9 protein-coding genes are annotated in these 17,061 nt (G+C 49.4%); 1 reads left to right on the top strand and 8 read right to left on the bottom strand.

Annotation, left to right across the window (positions count from 1 at the left end):
- Positions 1–298: 298 nt before the first annotated feature.
- Complete coding sequence (locus IEV98_RS22340) at positions 299–2,071, top strand: aminopeptidase P family protein (protein WP_188508269.1); 1,773 nt, start codon at positions 299–301, stop codon at positions 2,069–2,071.
- A 430-nt stretch (positions 2,072–2,501) separates the two neighbouring features.
- On the opposite strand, the gene IEV98_RS22335 is transcribed toward IEV98_RS22340, so the two are convergent.
- From IEV98_RS22335 to IEV98_RS22300, 8 genes are all read right to left on the bottom strand, one after another.
- Positions 2,502–4,079: a M81 family metallopeptidase gene (locus tag IEV98_RS22335; RefSeq protein ID WP_188508268.1), complete on the bottom strand. Its 1,578-nt coding sequence runs from the start codon at positions 4,077–4,079 to the stop codon at positions 2,502–2,504.
- Between the two features lie 91 nt (positions 4,080–4,170).
- Positions 4,171–5,256: a glycoside hydrolase family 18 protein gene (locus IEV98_RS22330; protein ID WP_188508267.1), complete on the bottom strand. Its 1,086-nt coding sequence runs from the start codon at positions 5,254–5,256 to the stop codon at positions 4,171–4,173.
- On the bottom strand, positions 5,256–6,941 hold the full coding sequence (locus IEV98_RS22325; protein ID WP_188508266.1) for a SusD/RagB family nutrient-binding outer membrane lipoprotein: 1,686 nt from the start codon (positions 6,939–6,941) through the stop codon (positions 5,256–5,258). Before IEV98_RS22325 ends, IEV98_RS22330 begins: the two co-directional genes overlap by 1 nt.
- Positions 6,942–6,954: 13 nt before the next feature.
- Entirely contained in the window at positions 6,955–10,383 is a 3,429-nt protein-coding gene (locus IEV98_RS22320) for a SusC/RagA family TonB-linked outer membrane protein (RefSeq protein ID WP_188508265.1), read from the bottom strand.
- Between the two features lie 178 nt (positions 10,384–10,561).
- Entirely contained in the window at positions 10,562–11,707 is a 1,146-nt protein-coding gene (locus tag IEV98_RS22315) for an alpha/beta hydrolase (protein WP_188508264.1), read from the bottom strand.
- Between the two features lie 8 nt (positions 11,708–11,715).
- Positions 11,716–14,262, bottom strand: a complete 2,547-nt coding sequence (locus IEV98_RS22310; protein ID WP_188508263.1) for a carboxylesterase family protein — start codon at positions 14,260–14,262, stop codon at positions 11,716–11,718.
- 19 nt (positions 14,263–14,281) lie between these two features.
- The gene (locus IEV98_RS22305; protein ID WP_229738908.1) at positions 14,282–15,745 is read right to left on the bottom strand and encodes an alpha-L-fucosidase; all 1,464 of its coding nucleotides are present in this window, start codon (positions 15,743–15,745) and stop codon (positions 14,282–14,284) included.
- A 2-nt stretch (positions 15,746–15,747) separates the two neighbouring features.
- Positions 15,748–17,061, bottom strand: coding sequence for a c-type cytochrome (locus IEV98_RS22300; RefSeq protein WP_188508262.1), 1,314 nt, complete (start codon positions 17,059–17,061; stop codon positions 15,748–15,750).

Raw genomic sequence — 17,061 nt, 5'->3', positions numbered from 1 at the left:
TACTTTATTTAGTTTTCATCGTCTATTTATCGTCTTTTAATAGTCTTTTCATCGTCTTTTTGACGATGAAAAGACTATGAATTGTATATGTATTATATTTATTTTATAATAAATACCTAAAATTTGAATAAAATTTAAATCAATTTTATCTCCAGTACTTTTCTGAACATGATCAGCTCGCTTTTGGAAACGAAGGGTTTCTTCCCAGTCGTGGTAGCCAAGCTTATGCCCTAAAGACGATTTGCGATTATAAAGATTTCGTAACTTGCGAACCGTTAAGAACAAGCAAAAGCACGCAATGACCCATGCAGAAAAACTGGCCGCTATCCGGGGCCTGATGAAACAGCAAGATATCGACGCTTATATTATTCCTTCGTCCGATCCCCATATCAGTGAATACCTGCCCGATCACTACAAGTGCATCGCTTGGGCATCGGGTTTCACGGGCTCTGCAGGCACGTTGGCCATTACCCAATCGTTTGCGGGTCTGTGGACAGACTCCCGTTATTTCGTGCAAGCACGCGAACAATTGGCAGGTACTGGGTATGAGCTGGTGAAACTGACCGTGCAAACTGCTCCTGAATATGCCAACTGGCTGGCGGAGAACTTGCCGAGTGAGGCCGTAGTGGCTTTCGACGATCGATTGGTGTCCGAGTCGTTGGCAAAGGCAATAAGAAACCCATTGCTGTCCGCAGGTATGGATGTATGGGAAGGTATCGACTTTTTGACATCGATATGGTTCGACCGCCCTGCATTGCCGAAGAGGCCCGTCTATTTTCTTGAAGAGACATTGACAGGTGAAGCCACGGAATCCAAGCTTAATCGCTTGCGTGCGGAAATGGTGAAAAGCCGGGCGATGGCTCATCTCATCTCTTCGTTGGATGACGTGGCCTGGCTATTGAATATGCGAGGAAGCGACGTGTTGTGCAATCCGGTAGCTTTGGCATTCGTCCTTGTTACAGCCGATCGTGCGGTATTGTTCATTGATCGAGAAAAACTGTCCAGCCAAGATCGTACTTCACTGGAGGCCTCGGGTGTTCAGGTATCGGATTATGGTCGGGTCGAAGACACCCTAAATCAGTTGCCCGCCACCAGTTTTCTGTTGGATTCCCGTCGCACGTGCAGCCGGTTATATAAGTTGATGGCCGGCAAAGAAATCGTTGAAAAAACCAATCCCACTACACACTTCAAGGCGGTGAAAAATGAGGTGGAAATCGCTCATACACGTAATACCATGTTGAAGGACGGTGTGGCACTTACCAAGTTTTTTAAATGGTTAACGGAAACAGTCGGCAAAGAAACCATTAGCGAAGTATCGCTTGCAGAGCGATTGCGCCAATTTCGGGCTGAGCAGGATGGCTTTGTAGGCGAGAGTTTTGATACTATTGCAGGGTACAGGGCTCATGGTGCCCTGCCGCATTACAAGGCTACGACAGCCAGTAATGATACATTGCAACCCAACGGGTTGCTCTTAGTCGATTCGGGTGGCCAATACCGCACGGGCACCACAGACATTACCCGCGTGGTGTCGTTGGGGAATGCCACGGATGCGGAACGGATAGACTATACACTGGTACTCCGGGGGATGATTGAGGGCTGCGCGGCAGTTTTTCCAAAAGGTACGCGTGGCTACCAAATCGATGCCATCACTCGCAAGCCGCTGTGGGATGAACTGCGTAATTATGGTCATGGTACGGGGCACGGGGTCGGCTTTTTCCTCAATGTACATGAGGGCCCCCATACGTTCAATGCCGCCGCTGTGGACGTACCTATCGAACCGGGAATGATCACCTCCATCGAGCCGGGACTTTACCGGGAGGGCAAATACGGCATCCGCATCGAAAATCTCGTATTGAGCATGCTTCACACAGACACCTTGTTTGGTCAATTTATCGCGTTTGAGACATTGACCCTCTGCTATATCGATACGCTATTGATTGATAAATCGTTGCTCGATTCCAAACACATTGATTGGCTGAACGCTTACCATGCAACGGTTTATGTTAAGCTGGCACCCTATTTGGATGAGGGAGAAAAACACTGGTTGGCAAAAAAAACAGCAGCAGTTTAATGTTGATTGAAAACGGAAGAGCCGATTACCGGGCGGCAATCGGCGTCTTCCTACCTATTAAAACAAACCAAAATCATTGTCAGTCTATGCGACCCTACAGCGACATGATGTGCTGATTTTCAATTGTATGTTGTTCGTAATCAATACTGTCGGTGGTGTCTGTTCTTCCCGGTTTTGATGAGGATTTATCAGATCCTGAGGGAAAATCGCCTCTCAGCGGTTGATTACTGTTGCAAACATAAAATTAAAAACTAATTATTCATAGTTAAAAAGTGTTAAAATTTATGCTATATTTTATATCTTTAGCCTGTTAGCCGGTTAGAGTACTGATGAAAGCGACCTCTTTTTTTACCCCACTTACGCTGAATTATTCATAATATTTTGATAATGAACCTGTTTTTGCATGCTGCTTCGTTGCATTTACCTAAGCCTACCTTTTTGGCCAGTACTCATGCGACAACGGAATGAACCTGGCCGATAGGTCGGGGTCTTCCATATCCTTGTCGAGCGGGAACATCGGCCGTTGAATACGTTTATAAGGTAGTGTTGATAGGTTGGGGTCTACGCCGCCAACCGTCAACGCCATCACCCAATCTCCCCGGATGTCGTACAGTTCAGGTACGAGGTAGCCGATTTTCACCATCAGGATATCCGCTTCCCGCGGGCTGAGTTTGAGGTCAGTAAAATCCTTTTCGTTATGGTAAGGTTTACGCTTTTTTGTGACGATGATGTAGTTGTTGTTGGTTTTTACAACCACTTCGACTTCTGCGTCCCGGTCGCCTTCCCTGATGGCGTGCACGGTGCCACTAAGCTTAAGGGGAGGGGCGAACCGGCTATCCACCAATGCACCGGCGAAGCCTTCCACCGGGTTTCCTATCCCTGCCTTCAACGCTTTTTCCACCAGATCGGGGCCTGGCAAAGAAGCGTAGATGAACATGGGGCCATTCGGGGAAGCGAAAGCTGGCTTGGCAAGCACGTCCGTAAGCGTCTTGGTTACGTCGCCGGCACCTCCAGCGGTGGGATTGTCGCCCATATCGCTAATGATAAACGGTTTTTTCGCACTGATCAATGCCTTGGCCAACGCGCTATCCAATGTGGTTGTCGGCGCCACGAAGTCAAATTCACGGCGGACGTCCCAAAATTTCCTGGCCAACGCCTCGGCGGCCGCTTTTACCGCTGCCTTGTCGTCGCCTACCACCATCACATTCGCATGGTTGCGAGGTTCATCGGCCCATGGGTATCCCATCCAGATGCCGGCATCCACAATCCCCTTCTGGGCGGCCGTTGGCTCAACAGCGGCGTAGAGACTTTTGCCCGGCTCTATCCGTGTGCTCGTCTGTTCACCAGCCAAAAGGATGGGTACCGGGATCAACGCCTTATACGCGGGCTTGCCCGTTCCAGCTACCAGCCTATCCACCAAATTGCGTACGGCACGTTCTTTGGATTCCATCGCATCTTCGTGAGGAGCTAGCCGGTAGCAGGTGATGAGGTCTGAGTAGCCGGCAAGCGGTTCGGTAACACAGCCGTGCAGGTCCATGCTAGTGGAAATGACCGTTTTGTTACCAACCACCTCACGGACACGTGTAATCAGGTCGCCCTCGGCATCGTCCAATCCTACGACGCTCATCGCTCCGTGGATGTCAAAAAATAGACCATCATATGGGAGGTTGTTTGCCAATGAATCCAGCAACTCTCCCACAAGTGCTTCATAAGCTTCTCGTGTAACTGCGCCGCCGGGGATGGATTTGCCGGTCAACGTAGGTACCCACTCCGCGGCCTCTCGCAGCTCCGATCCCTGAGCAAAGAAGGGGTAATTGGTAAAGATTTCTTCACCTCTTTTTGGATGGAAAGCAGCGGTATCTGTGGTGGCTGGAGAAAATGTGCTCGATTCGATGGCTAGGCCAGCAATAGCAATGCGAGGTTTCGATCCCTGTTTCGTGGTTGTCTGATTGCATGCTTGTAAAACAAGTAGGGCTGCGAGGATAGGGAGGTAGCTGATCTTTTTCATTTCGTAACACATTAGTTAATGTCGTAATCGGATATAGTACTGGCAAGTTTTGTTGCCGGTGATGAAGCGGTGCTGATGGTTTGCCAATCGCCTAATTGTTGGGATTGATTGTATCCAGCAAACCGTCCCGTTCCTTGTCCAGCGTAAGCTCCCAGAACATGATGCCGCCAAGCCCGTTGTCATGCGCATACCGGGTTTTGGCTTGTACCGAACGGCTATCGTCACCAGTAGCATATAACTTTTCCCTGGCGTTATACCAGTAAGGCGCCTGCGCTTTTTCGTCGTAATGGTATTGCCAGCCTTTTTCTGGCGTTAGCTGGGTCTCAAACTGCTTGAATGGATACCCCCGGGTATGTTCACCCGCCTGATACCGTCCGTCGTCTTTTGCCGCTACATTTTTCCAGATACGGGTGTAAAATGCCGCGCCGATGACCAGCTTTTTTGCCGGTACCCCCAAGTTTAGCAGGTATTGTACAGCCCGGTCTGTCGATTCTTCACCCGGTCGCACACTGTATAGCGGCGTGTGGTGGCCCGTCACGGTGGCATAGCCGTTAACCAAGTCATAACTCATGATATTAACCCGGTCCAGCAGTGGCATGATTTTCTGCCAGTCTACCGATTCGTCCAGAAAATGCTGGAATCCGCCAGCGGCGAAACTCAACTCCTGTTGATCGCCCAGCACGCGGCGTAGCTCTACGACCAGTGCCGTGAAATTCGGCCGATCTTCAGGTTTATAGGGATGGCCGGGGTGACCTTCAATAGCCGGGTACTCCCAGTCTAAATCGAGACCATCGGTGCCGAAATAGTCATTCGCGGCTTTGAAGGATTGGGCAAACTGCGCACGCCCTTCGACCGTTGAAAAAACATCCGAGCAGAGCTCACAACCGCCCCATCCGCCCAGCGAGAGCATGATTTTGAGCCGGGGATGCTGTTTTTTTAGTGAAACAAGGTGTTTGATAGTAGCCGTATCCCGTGCATTATCGATGTGGAAGCGGCCTTCTTTTAAGTGACCAAAGCTGAAAATGATATGCGTGAGTTTGCTGACCTCATAGCGGTCAATGGTTTCGCTGTCGCCCGTATAGTAGGCAATGACTGAAAAGTCGGAGCGGGTCTGGGCTAATCCGATAAGGGAGACTAGGACAAGCAAAGTCGTAAGTAACAGGAGTTTTTTTTGCATTAATTCCCACCTCCAAACGTTGGGGCATTTTTATCATACCATACCCGTTCCTCACTCAGTGTCTGCGCATCAACTGCACGCAATGTAAAGCCTTGCTCCTGATAAGCACTTTCCCAATTTGCACGATTAACCTCACCGGGATCGTTGATCCCGAAGCGTCGGGGAATTGGTTCGGTGAAGGATTCCATGGGATAATATGCCGATCCTGCAATGGGATAGCCTGTTCTTCTGCACAGTACGTAGGCTTCATTGGGCAGGCGGAAAAACGCAAGGTACTGCTGGATATAAATGCGCTCCAAGTCATTGGAAGATCCCAATGCGACTTGTGGATGTTGTTGGTAGGCTTGGATTTCTGCCGTCCCGTCGCCCGTGAATGCCATCGTTGAGCCGGCTTCCCGCGCAACTTCGTTCATTGTACGGATCGAGGAGGCAATGCCTTTGTTGTACCAGTCGGATACGGAACCTTTGGTATCGATACCTGCGCCATAGCCTTTTTGGATACCTTCTGCGATATAAAAGCAGGTTTCCGCGTAGGATACCAGTACATGTAAAGCATTACCGGTAGCCCCGTTTAGTTTGGGGGATAAAAAAAGTCTGTTGACCGGTGAAATCAGGAAATAGCGGCTGTATTGGCTTACCTGAAAAGGATTACTCATCCATTGGGTGATACTTTGGTCGGTCGTCCAATCTGCAGGCCCGCCCTGATACATAACGAATGGGTCATCCGGATCGATAAATGACGGCAGTTGAACATTATATTTGGCAAGTGTATCTCGGAACGAACCTGTCAAATCATTTTGATCGAAGTATATCCGGATACGCGGATCATCGGATTTTTTCATGAAACGGACCATTTGCCTGCTCGCATAGCGGCGGCTTCGATAATCCACATCTGCACCCAGAAAAGCGTCCGTGGGATTCAGGTATTGCAGCTGCATCTCGTCTCCGTCAATGGGGCCGGTGGCGTCCTGCATCACTTGTTGGAAGATCCGGCGCGTTGCTTCGCTATCTTGGTTTTCAAGACGTGCGGCAATCCGCAGCTTGAGCGTATTGGCCAACTTTATCCATTTTACCCAATCGCTTTGGTAAAAGATATCGGCATCACCATAACTCTCTTGATTGAGCAAGCTAGCGTCGGATAGCACTTGAATGGCGTTATCCAATTCGCCCAGCCACTGCGTAAACAGGGTTTGTTGGGTATCGAATAGCGGATCGAATTTATCTTCGTACCGGGCCAAAATGGCCTCCGAATAGGGGATGGATCCATTCATGTCGGTTACCCGAATTCCATAATATACACCTAATATATACGTAACTGCCCCCATTTTCTGATACCGGTCTTTATCTTGCTCTTGGTCGATTTGGTGCCGAATCTCTACCAGGTTGGGAAGAATGTCGGCATAATAGGTACGATAGCGTGTATTTATACTGCCCGATAGTTCATAAGGACTTGCGCTCACCTGCTGGGTATAACGCATTAGTTGCTCCAGGCTTTCCCAAATCCATTCCGTACCCGAGGGACGCAGTTTATCTGCAGTAAAGGTAAATAGGAATTTCATGTTGGGTTTCGTTACCAAGTTGGGATCGGTATTCATATCACCGAAGTTCTTCGTACAGGCATTTAGCAAGAGTACGGTGGAGACCAGACAGATACCGAATTTATAAGAATTGATGAATGTCTTCATAATTGTAAACTGTTTAGAATCCTACCTTTAATGTAAATGCCCACGATCGCGTCATTGGTAAAAAGCCCTCTTCACCATAAAAAGCCGTATTGTTCGAGTTGTTCGAAGCAGGGTTGTAATTGTAGGGGAGGCTGTTGTAAAGATACAGCAGATCGCGTCCGATTACGGCAAGACTCAATGCATTAAGTTTTAGCTTTCGGCAAAAAGCCTGTGGAAATGTATAACTTAGTGCCACTTGGCGAAGGGAGACCCAGGAATTTTCGAATATCCAATAGTCGGACACACCGGTAGAAGAAGACCCATAACGGTAATAGTAGTGTGGCGCATGCGTAGGCTCCACGAGTCCTTGCTCATAGGCTTCCTGGTAGGTCATACCACCCACATTGGCTTGTCCGCCACCGGGCTGTGGTGCCTGGAAGCCTTGCGGGAATACGCCATCTGGGATGATGCCATCGTCGTATTCTTGATCATCCCATGCGCTGACCCACGTGATGCCGCCGTATTCCGGATCCCGGCCAACCAGCGTGTTGGGTAACACGCCGGTATGCGTGCCGTAGCGGTAGGTGGCCATTACGAAGTCTCCCCCGATTTTGGCATCCACCAGTACATTCAGACTGAGGTTTTTATAACGAAAGGTGTTATCCCAGCCGCCACGAAATTTCGCGTTGATGTCGCCAATATCCTGGATTGTATTGCTGCGCGCCGGGAATGCGGCGCGTGCATCCGTACGGTATTCCAGCACGTTCTTACCATTGTTCGGATGATCTATCGGGTTCCCCGATGCATCGGTGGCTTGAAATTTACGGGCCTGTATGGTACTCCGGAGGGTTCCGTATGATTTTCCGACGATGGCCCAACTGCTTATCTCCGCAATGTTTGCCCCTAAATTGAATTCCTTTCTGCCTTCGTATAATTCAACAATTAAATTGCGATTCCGTGAATAGTTGATAGCAGTAGACCACGAGAAGTTATCGCTGCGCAACGGTACAGCATCGATAGCTAGCTCAATACCTTTGTTTTGAATGTTTCCGGCGTTAATTAGAATGGCATCTACGCCCGATTCAAACGGTGTTGTAATATCTACAATTTGATTATATGTGTTGTCTTGGTACCAACTGAAGTCAACCCCCAGGCGGCTGTTGAGAAAGCGCGCTTCAAGTCCGATTTCTTTGGCAATTTTCCGTTCGGGTTTCAGGTTTTCTGCGCGGACTTTTCGGTCACCAAAAGTCGATATCGGCAGCGTCAGTCCATTACCGGTGCGGGTATAGTCACTGATTTCAAAACCTGGATTAATGACAAAAACATCCGCATCACTACCCAGTGCAGCTAGATTGGTGCGCAGTTTGCCATAAGATAACCATTCAGGCAGCTGGAAGGTTTCCGTAAATAGCCAGGATAAGCTTGCAGCGGGGTAACTGTAGAAATTATTGCCTGTACCATTCGAATAAGTCAATGCCGACGCCCAGTCGCCCCGCCATGTTCCCTGTAGAAAGAGTTGATTTTTGTATGCGAAGTCGGCGCTGGCATACAGCGAATTGAACCCCCTGCGAAACGTGACTCCACCTTCCGTTTTGGGCTGATTGACTGAATTTTCCAGAAAATAGTTGCCGGGATAACTCAACCCTCCATCCGTAAAACCTTTTGTAAATGAATTTTCGGCGCGTTGGATTTCACCGCCGATGTAACCGCTCAGCTCCAGATCGGGTGCGAGGGTGCGATCTACGGTCAACATTCCTTTCAGAAAATAGCTTTCTTTGACTTCATTGCTTAGCGAGTAAAGTCCGCCGGTAAAATCTTGTCCCTGACCAAGTTCTTTTTCTTCTGTTTTTGTATAGATGTTGTTGAAATTCCCTTCCAGGATTAATTTCGACCAGTCAGTTAGGGAAGCGGTTACCGCTAGGCGCCCCCGGATCATTTGCTCGCGTTGCAGGTATTGATTTTCAAAAAGATTGAACCAGAAGCGGCTTTCGGGTGCTTGATTGATCTCGTCGGGATTGCCCCGGTCTGGTGCGCCACCGAGGGTACTGGTGTAGTGTTCGCGTTGCATCCAATACCGTGTGTCATAATTGCGGGGCAACATCCAGGAGAATAGCTTTCCGTAGTTGTAGGAAGCATACGAATCGAGTCCACCCAATCGTGGCGGGTTGAGCCCGCGGAAACTGGTATAATCGGCACTGCCATCGAGGCTGATGCGATTGTTCAGCTTATGCGTTGCCCGTAAGCTGAATGCATGTTTTTCGAGGTTGTTATTATAAACGATGCCCTTACTTTCATTGCGATTGTAGGAGAACCGTAAGGTAGAACGATCCGATCCGCCACTCACAGCGACGTTAGTATTATATCCGACACCCTTGCGGAATGCATCGAGAAAATTAGTGGGTTGGGGTAGGTAGCGCGTAGGTGTGCCGTCATAATTCAACACTTCCTGCCCCTCCATCCGCGGTCCCCAATTTTCCAATTCGCGGTTTCGGCCTGCATCGATATAGGGCTTACCCGTTGCCGGATCTGTGGGAAATACCTTGGTATAGTACGCCTTATCGGGATCGTAATTAGGGTCGCGGAAGTCTGTGAAAAACGGACCGTTGGTGCCTCCCCCAAACACATTTTGGAAATCCGGTCCGGCATATGGGTCGAAAATATTGACCGTCTGGTTGAATTCCACACCCAATCCGGATCGTGCCTGCCCTTTCTTTGTCGTGATCAACACTACGCCGTTGATCGCCCGTGAGCCATATAATGCCGCAGCTGATGAACCTTTTAAAATAGACACACTTTCAAAGTCCTCCATATTGAGGTTTTTCAGGTCATTGCCGAAATCGCGGCCATTCCCACCAAAAACGTCATTGTCCATAATGACGCCGTCGATTACAAAAATAGGCTGGTTGTTGTTGCTTAGGGTAGAGTTTCCGCGGATTAAAATCTTGGAGTTGCCGAACAATCCTCCGGCTCCCTGGTCGATTTGCACACCAGCTACCCGACCCTGCAGGGCGTTGATGGGATTTACTTCGTTGGTGACGGACAGATCGCCACCTTTAATATCTGTTACGGAATAGCCCAGGCTTTTCTTTTCTTTCGTGATTCCCAATGCCGTAACAACGACCTCACCTAGCTGCGCTTGATCAGCCTGTAACCGGATGGTCAATAGCTTTTGCCCGTCTACAGGTATTTCCTGAGAAAGGTAGCCCAAAAAAGAAAACGCTAATACCGCATCGCCGGCTGCCGTGATGGCAAAACTTCCTGAAGCATCGGTGTTTGTGCCGGTATTGGTGCCTTTAACCAAGACTGACACGCCGGTCAGTGGGCTATTGTCGGCCGCATCGAATACCCGACCACTGATTTGGATGTTTTGGGCGAAAAGATCGATACCCAAACTTAATCCTAAGATCAGTAATAGGATTTTTTTGGTGAATGCCGGAGGCTTCTGTAGTAGGTACTTTTTCATTTATAACTAGTTATGGACTGACGACCAGTCGGCGGTTTTTAGTGATAAACTATTGATTAGCATATTGCTAATACAAACTTAATAAAATGAGAACTATATATGAAACAACTTTTTAAAATATGCCTATAAGATATTGTAAATATTTGATTTATAGTGATAAAAAAATATGTTTTTAAGGTTAGGGTTCGCCAGGTGTTACTTGCGTTATTTTACCCTTGTCATAGCGAAGTTGGCCAATGGCTACTCTCCCTTCATCCAATAGTTTGGCTGTTTCGTTAGTCAACTGCTGATCGCGCCTGATCTTCCCTTTAAAAAGCTGCTTTCCTTCAAAAAGTACCTTGATGGGTTTGTTTAAATTAATCAGCCCGTCATTTAAGTAAATGTAAAACGTGTCGTAGTCGTTGTGCTCGATTGTGATGGTCTGTTTGTTGACCAAAGCGACCAGTTTTTTTCCGGTGGCGGCCTGGTCCACTGGTACGCCCAGCCAATAGAACCGGTCGTGCAATCGGTCATCCTGTACCCAGATCACTTTATCCGGATTGGGTTTGCGATTGTAGCCTGCCATCCAGTCGATGGCAATGGTGTCTTTGCGTTGCATCCAGTGACCGTCTTCGGGGTAAATCTTAACCAGATGGAGGTAGCCCCCCGGATCGTTTTGTTGCAGGCTATCCAATTTCTTTTCCCATTCGGCGGCCAATCCGTTGCGGTTATAGGCGGCATCCTGTCCGCCCATGAATATGGCAAACGGCAGGTTACGTAAGTTGAGGATAGGGGCATCGCCAGGGTGCCCGGCCATCATCGAAGCCGCGGCCCAGCGATCGGCCATCCGTGGCGCGAGCTGAAAGGTGCCGTCACCCCCGGCAGAGTATCCCAACAGGTACACTTTGTTGGGGTTGACATCCTCCATGACAATGGCTGTTTTGATCAGCTCATCAAACAGGTTGTCGATGTGATTTTCGTGCCACAGCATCCATGTATTGGTGGGAGCACGTGGTGCTACGTATACGCCTTCTTTGGGTGCGTACAGCGACTGTTGGTTGCTCCATTGTTTATCGTTGACTTCGGGTCGCGTATTACCACCGCCATGCATGCTGATATAGAGGCTACGCCCATCGGCCGGCTTCTCGCCGAAGATTTTATATTCGAAGCGGAGAATGGCAGAGTCTTCGGGATAGATGATTTGTTTATGAGCCCATTGTTGTTCGGCTACTGGCCGATATACTGCCTTGGCTTGACGGAGTGCCTCCTGTGGGGTCTGGGCAGTTGCGCCGGTTATCAAACTCAGGCACGCTGCGGCATAAATAGTTAACGGGTAGTGATTCATGACCGTTGTTAGTTCTTGCTGATTTGCCAATTGTTGTCATAAAAGCCAGCACCTAAAATGCCTTCAGGACCTTTGGTGAGCATATCGATGCTGAAAAATAAATAATCCGGAAATCCACTAGCGCCGGCAAAATATTGGTTGGCTGTGGCAGCCTGCATACCTTTTAAACCGGTTCCGGTGATGACGCCGACGGTACGCGTATTACTTCCCGGTATTTTCCAGGTAAAATAGCCCCCCAGGTCGGTTCCGGAGACGTGCTGTTTACCAATTATCAAGTTGCCGGAACTCACTTGAATGGGGCAATCGGCTAGCAATGTGTTCCAAACGCTATTGGTATTAGCATTGCCGATAAGAATAATGTTCCGGTCGGCATAGTCTTCCGGTTTAAACGCGTGATCCGGTATGATATCAAAAGCGCCGTTGCCCCGGTAATACCAGGATTCGGCATCGTAACGTACCTTTTCCAGCGCCCATTGGTTCTCCAGGGCGTTTCCTTTGGTGCCGTAGACGTAAACCATGCGGTGGTTGAAGGCCTCCTTGAACGTCCCGTTACGGTGCGGCCCCTTTTCGTCAAGACCGGGCTGATCGATGCGTTGCCAGCTATTGTCCGATTTTTTCAGGAATAGGGATGTTTCGCCCGACGACCGAACAATCTCGACCGGGGGGAGGCTGTCCAGCCGGATGGTGAGCGACTGGCCTGCAGCAAATGCGCTGACGTCAAGCTGGAGCAAATCGGCGTTTTCCGTGGTTCCTGTTATCTCGCCCGTCTGCAGGTTGCGATCCAAAATAATCCGTGCGTATTCGAGTGGGGTCTGCTGTTGGTAGATTGTTGCCCAGTAGTATGAAGCGGAAATACCGGGGTTGGACGTAATGAAGTCGATGTGATGCACCGCCGTATCGACCTTACGTTTGTGCCAGCTGAAGTAGTCAAATAGGGGTTTCCAGTCGACGCTTTCGTTGCTGTACCAATGCGAGCCGCCGGGATATTCGTAGTAGCTGAAGTTAGGGTGAAACCTGCCAAGCGTGTCGCGCATTTGGCGCGCATAGGAGACCGGTACGGTGCGATCGGCATCCCCATGCAACACATACACACCAAGCGGTCTGTAGTTGGTCGCATAAGCAGGGACATTGCTTTGGTTACTGGAACGGAGCAATAGGTTTTCCAGGGTGTTGTGCCCTTGTTCGGGTATTAGCCCGTCGGCAGAGCCGTAGCCCATCAGGGTTGGATAACCAGCACAAGGGGCAATGGCAGCCCATTTGTCCGGGTAGGTTGCTCCCAAAAACCAGGTGCCGTGACCACCCATGGAGTGTCCGGTCAGGTAAATGCGCTGGGTATCCGGTTTGAGGGCTTCTTTGGCCAGCGCCAGCACTTCGAGCGCATCGAGACGCCCCCAATCCTCCCAATTGAATCCACGAGGTCGGCGGTTGGTGGGTGCCACCAATGTACCCCAATCTTTGGATTGGTAGGCTTGCGCCTGACCGATCGCCTCCACGCCCGCGCCATGAACCGAAAGGAACAGCGCATCGCCGGGTTTTTCGCCCCCTGTTGCAGGGTTTACCGCATAATATTGAATGGTGCCATCGATTTCGCTGACGAAAGTAACCCGGTAAGGTACGGTCGGTTCCACACTGCGTAAGGACAATTCCCGTTGGTCAAGGGCCTTTCCTTTTTGGCTGAGTGTGATCTGGCTTTGTACATCGCCGGTTTCCGTCACCATAGATGCGTTGATCGGCACGGCGATCTTGCGTGTGCTGTAAGGGGGGATAGCCGGTACGTCTGCTCCGGCCTTCTGCCCTTGTGTAGTGCTGCCGATGGTCAAACCAACCAAGTTTTTTGATGAAGCGTTGATGATCACCACGCCCGCTAGCAAACTGCTTTTATCTTTTCCCTGTACAATGTCGGGCAGGGTAAGATCGTCGGTATCCAGGTAGGTCGGTTTGGCAGGGAAATCGAGCGTTGCGGCAACAAACAAACCGCGCACATAAAACTCGTTCAATCCCTTTTTCAACTGCAGGGGTATGTGCATCCATCCCATGCGGTAGGGATCGCCCGCGTGTAGTTCGCCGTTGATCAGAACCGCACTGTTTCCACGGATGTTGAGTACCGCGGATTGTGCTTTGGCCGACTGATAGGTGAGATACAGGTAAGCCGGGCCCCATCTTCGCCGTTGCGGGGCAGGTTGTCGCGCAGAAGTTGTCTGGCGGTCTATCCGTCCGGGGCCTGCGGGGTTATTGGGACTATTGAGATTTCCTCCTACGCCGGCTTGGGGTCGGAAGAACCCCGATGTGTCGGCGGCCACTGGTGTCCATACTAAAGGTTCCTCGGTGTCGGATTCACCGATAGATTGTCCCGGTTTAGGTGTGCTGATGTCACCCTGGTAATAATGCCATAGCAGTACGTCGGTATAAACTGCCTCGCGGCCATAGTTGGCCGGTGCCTGTACGGAGAGGCCCTCCGTAAACCGGTGGGTCGTCTGCGCGTATAGTGCAGCGAAAGCTAGGGATACTGTGATAACTGAGCAACCGATTCGCAATAAAAGGGGACGAATTGACATGATTGGATGTTTGATGTGTTCAATGACTTAATTTGATGACCGCGGCATAGTGCAAATCCGCATGGGTACGAACACTATCGGGAACGGTGATTTCCAATGTATTCTCCTTAATTTTAAATTTTACCTTACCCAATCCGAGAATTTCTACCCGTTTGACCGGGGTGCCGTTCGGCAGAGCCAGTTGGATGGTGGATGGGAGTTGGATTGCATCACTGTCGCTTCCGGATAGTAAAAAGGCGTAGCTGGTTTGGCCATTTTTGTGTTGGGTATAATAGATGTTGTCTTGGGCATAAGGCTCTATTGTCCGCGTACTGTAAATTCCCTCGCCGTTGATGGCCATCCATTCGCCCACGGCTTTCAGCCGGTCATACGCATCCGGATCCCAATCGCCTTCGGGGCTCGGACCAATATTCAATAGGTAGTTTCCGCCTCTGGAGACGATCTTGACGAGGGTATGTATAATTTGGCGGGCGGGCTTATAGGTATCATTGGGTACATAGCTCCACGAGTTGCCCATAGTGAGGCAACTTTCCCAGGGGATGTCGAGTGGTTCGGAGGGTACTTGCTGCTCGGGTGTCACGTAGTTTTCAAATTCGCCGGGCACGGTGCGATCTACCACGAGCAAGCCCGGCTGATGGCCACGCGCCATCTTTGCGATGCGCGCCATGTCGATATCTTGTTCGACTTTGATGGTGCGCTGCCATTCCACGGTCGTATCGATGGTCGCAAAGGGGCGCACCCAACCACCGTCTAGCCAAAGGATATCCATTTTGCCGTAACTGGTCATCAGCTCTTCGATCTGATTGTAAGTAAAATTCTTAAAGTTTTCCCAACGTTCCGGATAGTTAACCGGATCATAGTTGACATTGCGGTCTTTGGGCGGAAAATAAGGCCACCAGTAGTCGTCAGCGTGCCAGTCGGGTTTCGAAAAGTAAGCACCGATCTTAAAGCCATCGGTGCGAAAAGCACTGAAAACCTCTTTGGCCACATTGGCTTTTGGATGCTTAGAAAAAGGCGTTTTCGGGTCGGTGATTTTATAGTCGCTGTACTTGGTGTCAAACATCGCAAAGCCATCGTGGTGTTTGGTGGTGAAAACCACGTATTTCATACCCGCCTGTTTGGCTGCTTCGGCCCATTTTTCAGGATTGAATAGGACGGGATTGAACGTTGTCTGCAGGTTTTCATAGGCCTTGACGTAATCAAAGTAGTTTTCGGCATGAGGCCCACGCCTCACGGTCCATCCTTCGTCTTCCGGGCAAAGACTCCAGCTTTCCACGATGCCCCATTGGCTGTACGTGCCCCAATGCATGAAGAGTCCGAATTTAAGGTCCTGCCACTCGGCGAGATTTTGCTGCACCAAGGGGTCGGAAGGGGGGACGTAACCTGCCGAGACGTTGTGGTGCTGGGCTGTCGACAACAGAGGAAGACAGCAGAGCATTAGAAAGCCTATGGCGGAGGAGCAATAGCATTTGGTTATTCGCATGATTAATGAGGATTATCGGTAGTTAAAAATTCATCGTTCTCTCGGTAGGGAATATATAACAACAAGAGTGTCATCATTTCCTGATCAGACTTCATATTGGAATAGGAAAATATGGGCTGTGGTGGGCTGAACGGATTAAAAGGATTTTCTGCCGTATTATCGTAGGCGCATTCCATATGGATGGTGGACCCTTTTGGGATTTTCATAAACGTTTTATAGCGATACATCTCCTGCCATCGGTAGTCCCAGTTGGGGATGTTTACTAAAGGAACGGTATCCTGTGCCGCTGTTGTAAAATAGGCTTTGAACGATTTGCCGATATAGTGCATGTGCGGCCAGATATAAAGCAAAGACAAATCCTCTTTTGGGTTGGTGAATTTAAGTGAATACTCGGTGACCTTGTCGGCAGGGATCATGAAGAAAAGCGGGCGGATATCATTTTCACCCAATCCACCAGATCCGAAGCTAACGACGGTTACCTCGCGTTCAATCGGTCTATCTGTAAAGAAAAGATTGATGCCGTTGATGGAAATTTCATCTACCGGTGTTGGTGAAAAGTGGACAGTCATAAGAATCACGCCGCGTTTGGGCAATACCCATCCTACATTCGCCGGATACGTTTCGAATGAAGCGCCAGGTATCCATCCCCCGTAATAGGCCAAATCCTTCTTGAAAATTCCGTAAGGGTCGTTGTATAATTTTCCGCCATCGGTATAATTGGCGAAAGACGGTGCTTGATGAATATCGATGGTAGTGTCAGCAATTACCTGTACGGCATAATTGACATGATGAATAAGGCGTTTGTTGTTGCTGTAAAATTCAATCGCTTCAACATTGAATGGTTTGTCTAATTCGAAGGGTATTTTAAATTCGACGAAACGTTCGGTGTTGTTTCCTTTGACGATAAACGTATCGAGGGCAGTGAATGTAAGGTCTGGTGAACGGCCATAGCCGGTTACATTGTACACGTCTTGTGATTGGATGTTTTTTGTTTTTTTTCCTTCTCTCGCCCCTTTATCAATCCATTTAACAATCGTTTCGATTTCTTCGGAAGTTAGTGATCTATCATTGGCAAAGTGCACATAGCCGTTGTCGGCTTGCCACGGAGGCATGTACCGTGTTTCGACTACTTTTTTGATGAAATTGGTGCGTTTGGCCACGTCTTCGAAAGAGGTCAACGTAAACGGAGCAGCTTCGCCGGGCCGATGACAGGGTGAGCACTTGGAGGTGATGATCGGTTCCACATCCTGATAATAGGTCTGTGCTTGGATGTGGTTCGCAAGTAGTAGGAAGCAAAATAACCAAACAAAAAGCAT

Origin of the sequence: Parapedobacter pyrenivorans (genome assembly GCF_014636865.1) — a bacterium.
Lineage (GTDB): Bacteria > Bacteroidota > Bacteroidia > Sphingobacteriales > Sphingobacteriaceae > Parapedobacter > Parapedobacter pyrenivorans.
The sequence above is the reverse complement of the archived record's forward strand: the minus strand, read 5'-3'. Positions and strand labels throughout refer to the sequence as shown.

What these genes read in the sequence shown, in the direction of transcription:
- IEV98_RS22340 (WP_188508269.1), top strand. Translation starts at nt 299, where the DNA reads ATGACCCATGCAGAAAAACTGGCCGCTATCCGGGGCCTGATGAAACAG.
- IEV98_RS22335 (WP_188508268.1), bottom strand. Translation starts at nt 4,079, where the DNA reads ATGAAAAAGATCAGCTACCTCCCTATCCTCGCAGCCCTACTTGTTTTA.
- IEV98_RS22330 (WP_188508267.1), bottom strand. Translation starts at nt 5,256, where the DNA reads ATGCAAAAAAAACTCCTGTTACTTACGACTTTGCTTGTCCTAGTCTCC.
- IEV98_RS22325 (WP_188508266.1), bottom strand. Translation starts at nt 6,941, where the DNA reads ATGAAGACATTCATCAATTCTTATAAATTCGGTATCTGTCTGGTCTCC.
- IEV98_RS22320 (WP_188508265.1), bottom strand. Translation starts at nt 10,383, where the DNA reads ATGAAAAAGTACCTACTACAGAAGCCTCCGGCATTCACCAAAAAAATC.
- IEV98_RS22315 (WP_188508264.1), bottom strand. Translation starts at nt 11,707, where the DNA reads ATGAATCACTACCCGTTAACTATTTATGCCGCAGCGTGCCTGAGTTTG.
- IEV98_RS22310 (WP_188508263.1), bottom strand. Translation starts at nt 14,262, where the DNA reads ATGTCAATTCGTCCCCTTTTATTGCGAATCGGTTGCTCAGTTATCACA.
- IEV98_RS22305 (WP_229738908.1), bottom strand. Translation starts at nt 15,745, where the DNA reads ATGCGAATAACCAAATGCTATTGCTCCTCCGCCATAGGCTTTCTAATG.
- IEV98_RS22300 (WP_188508262.1), bottom strand. Translation starts at nt 17,061, where the DNA reads ATGCTTTTTGTTTGGTTATTTTGCTTCCTACTACTTGCGAACCACATC.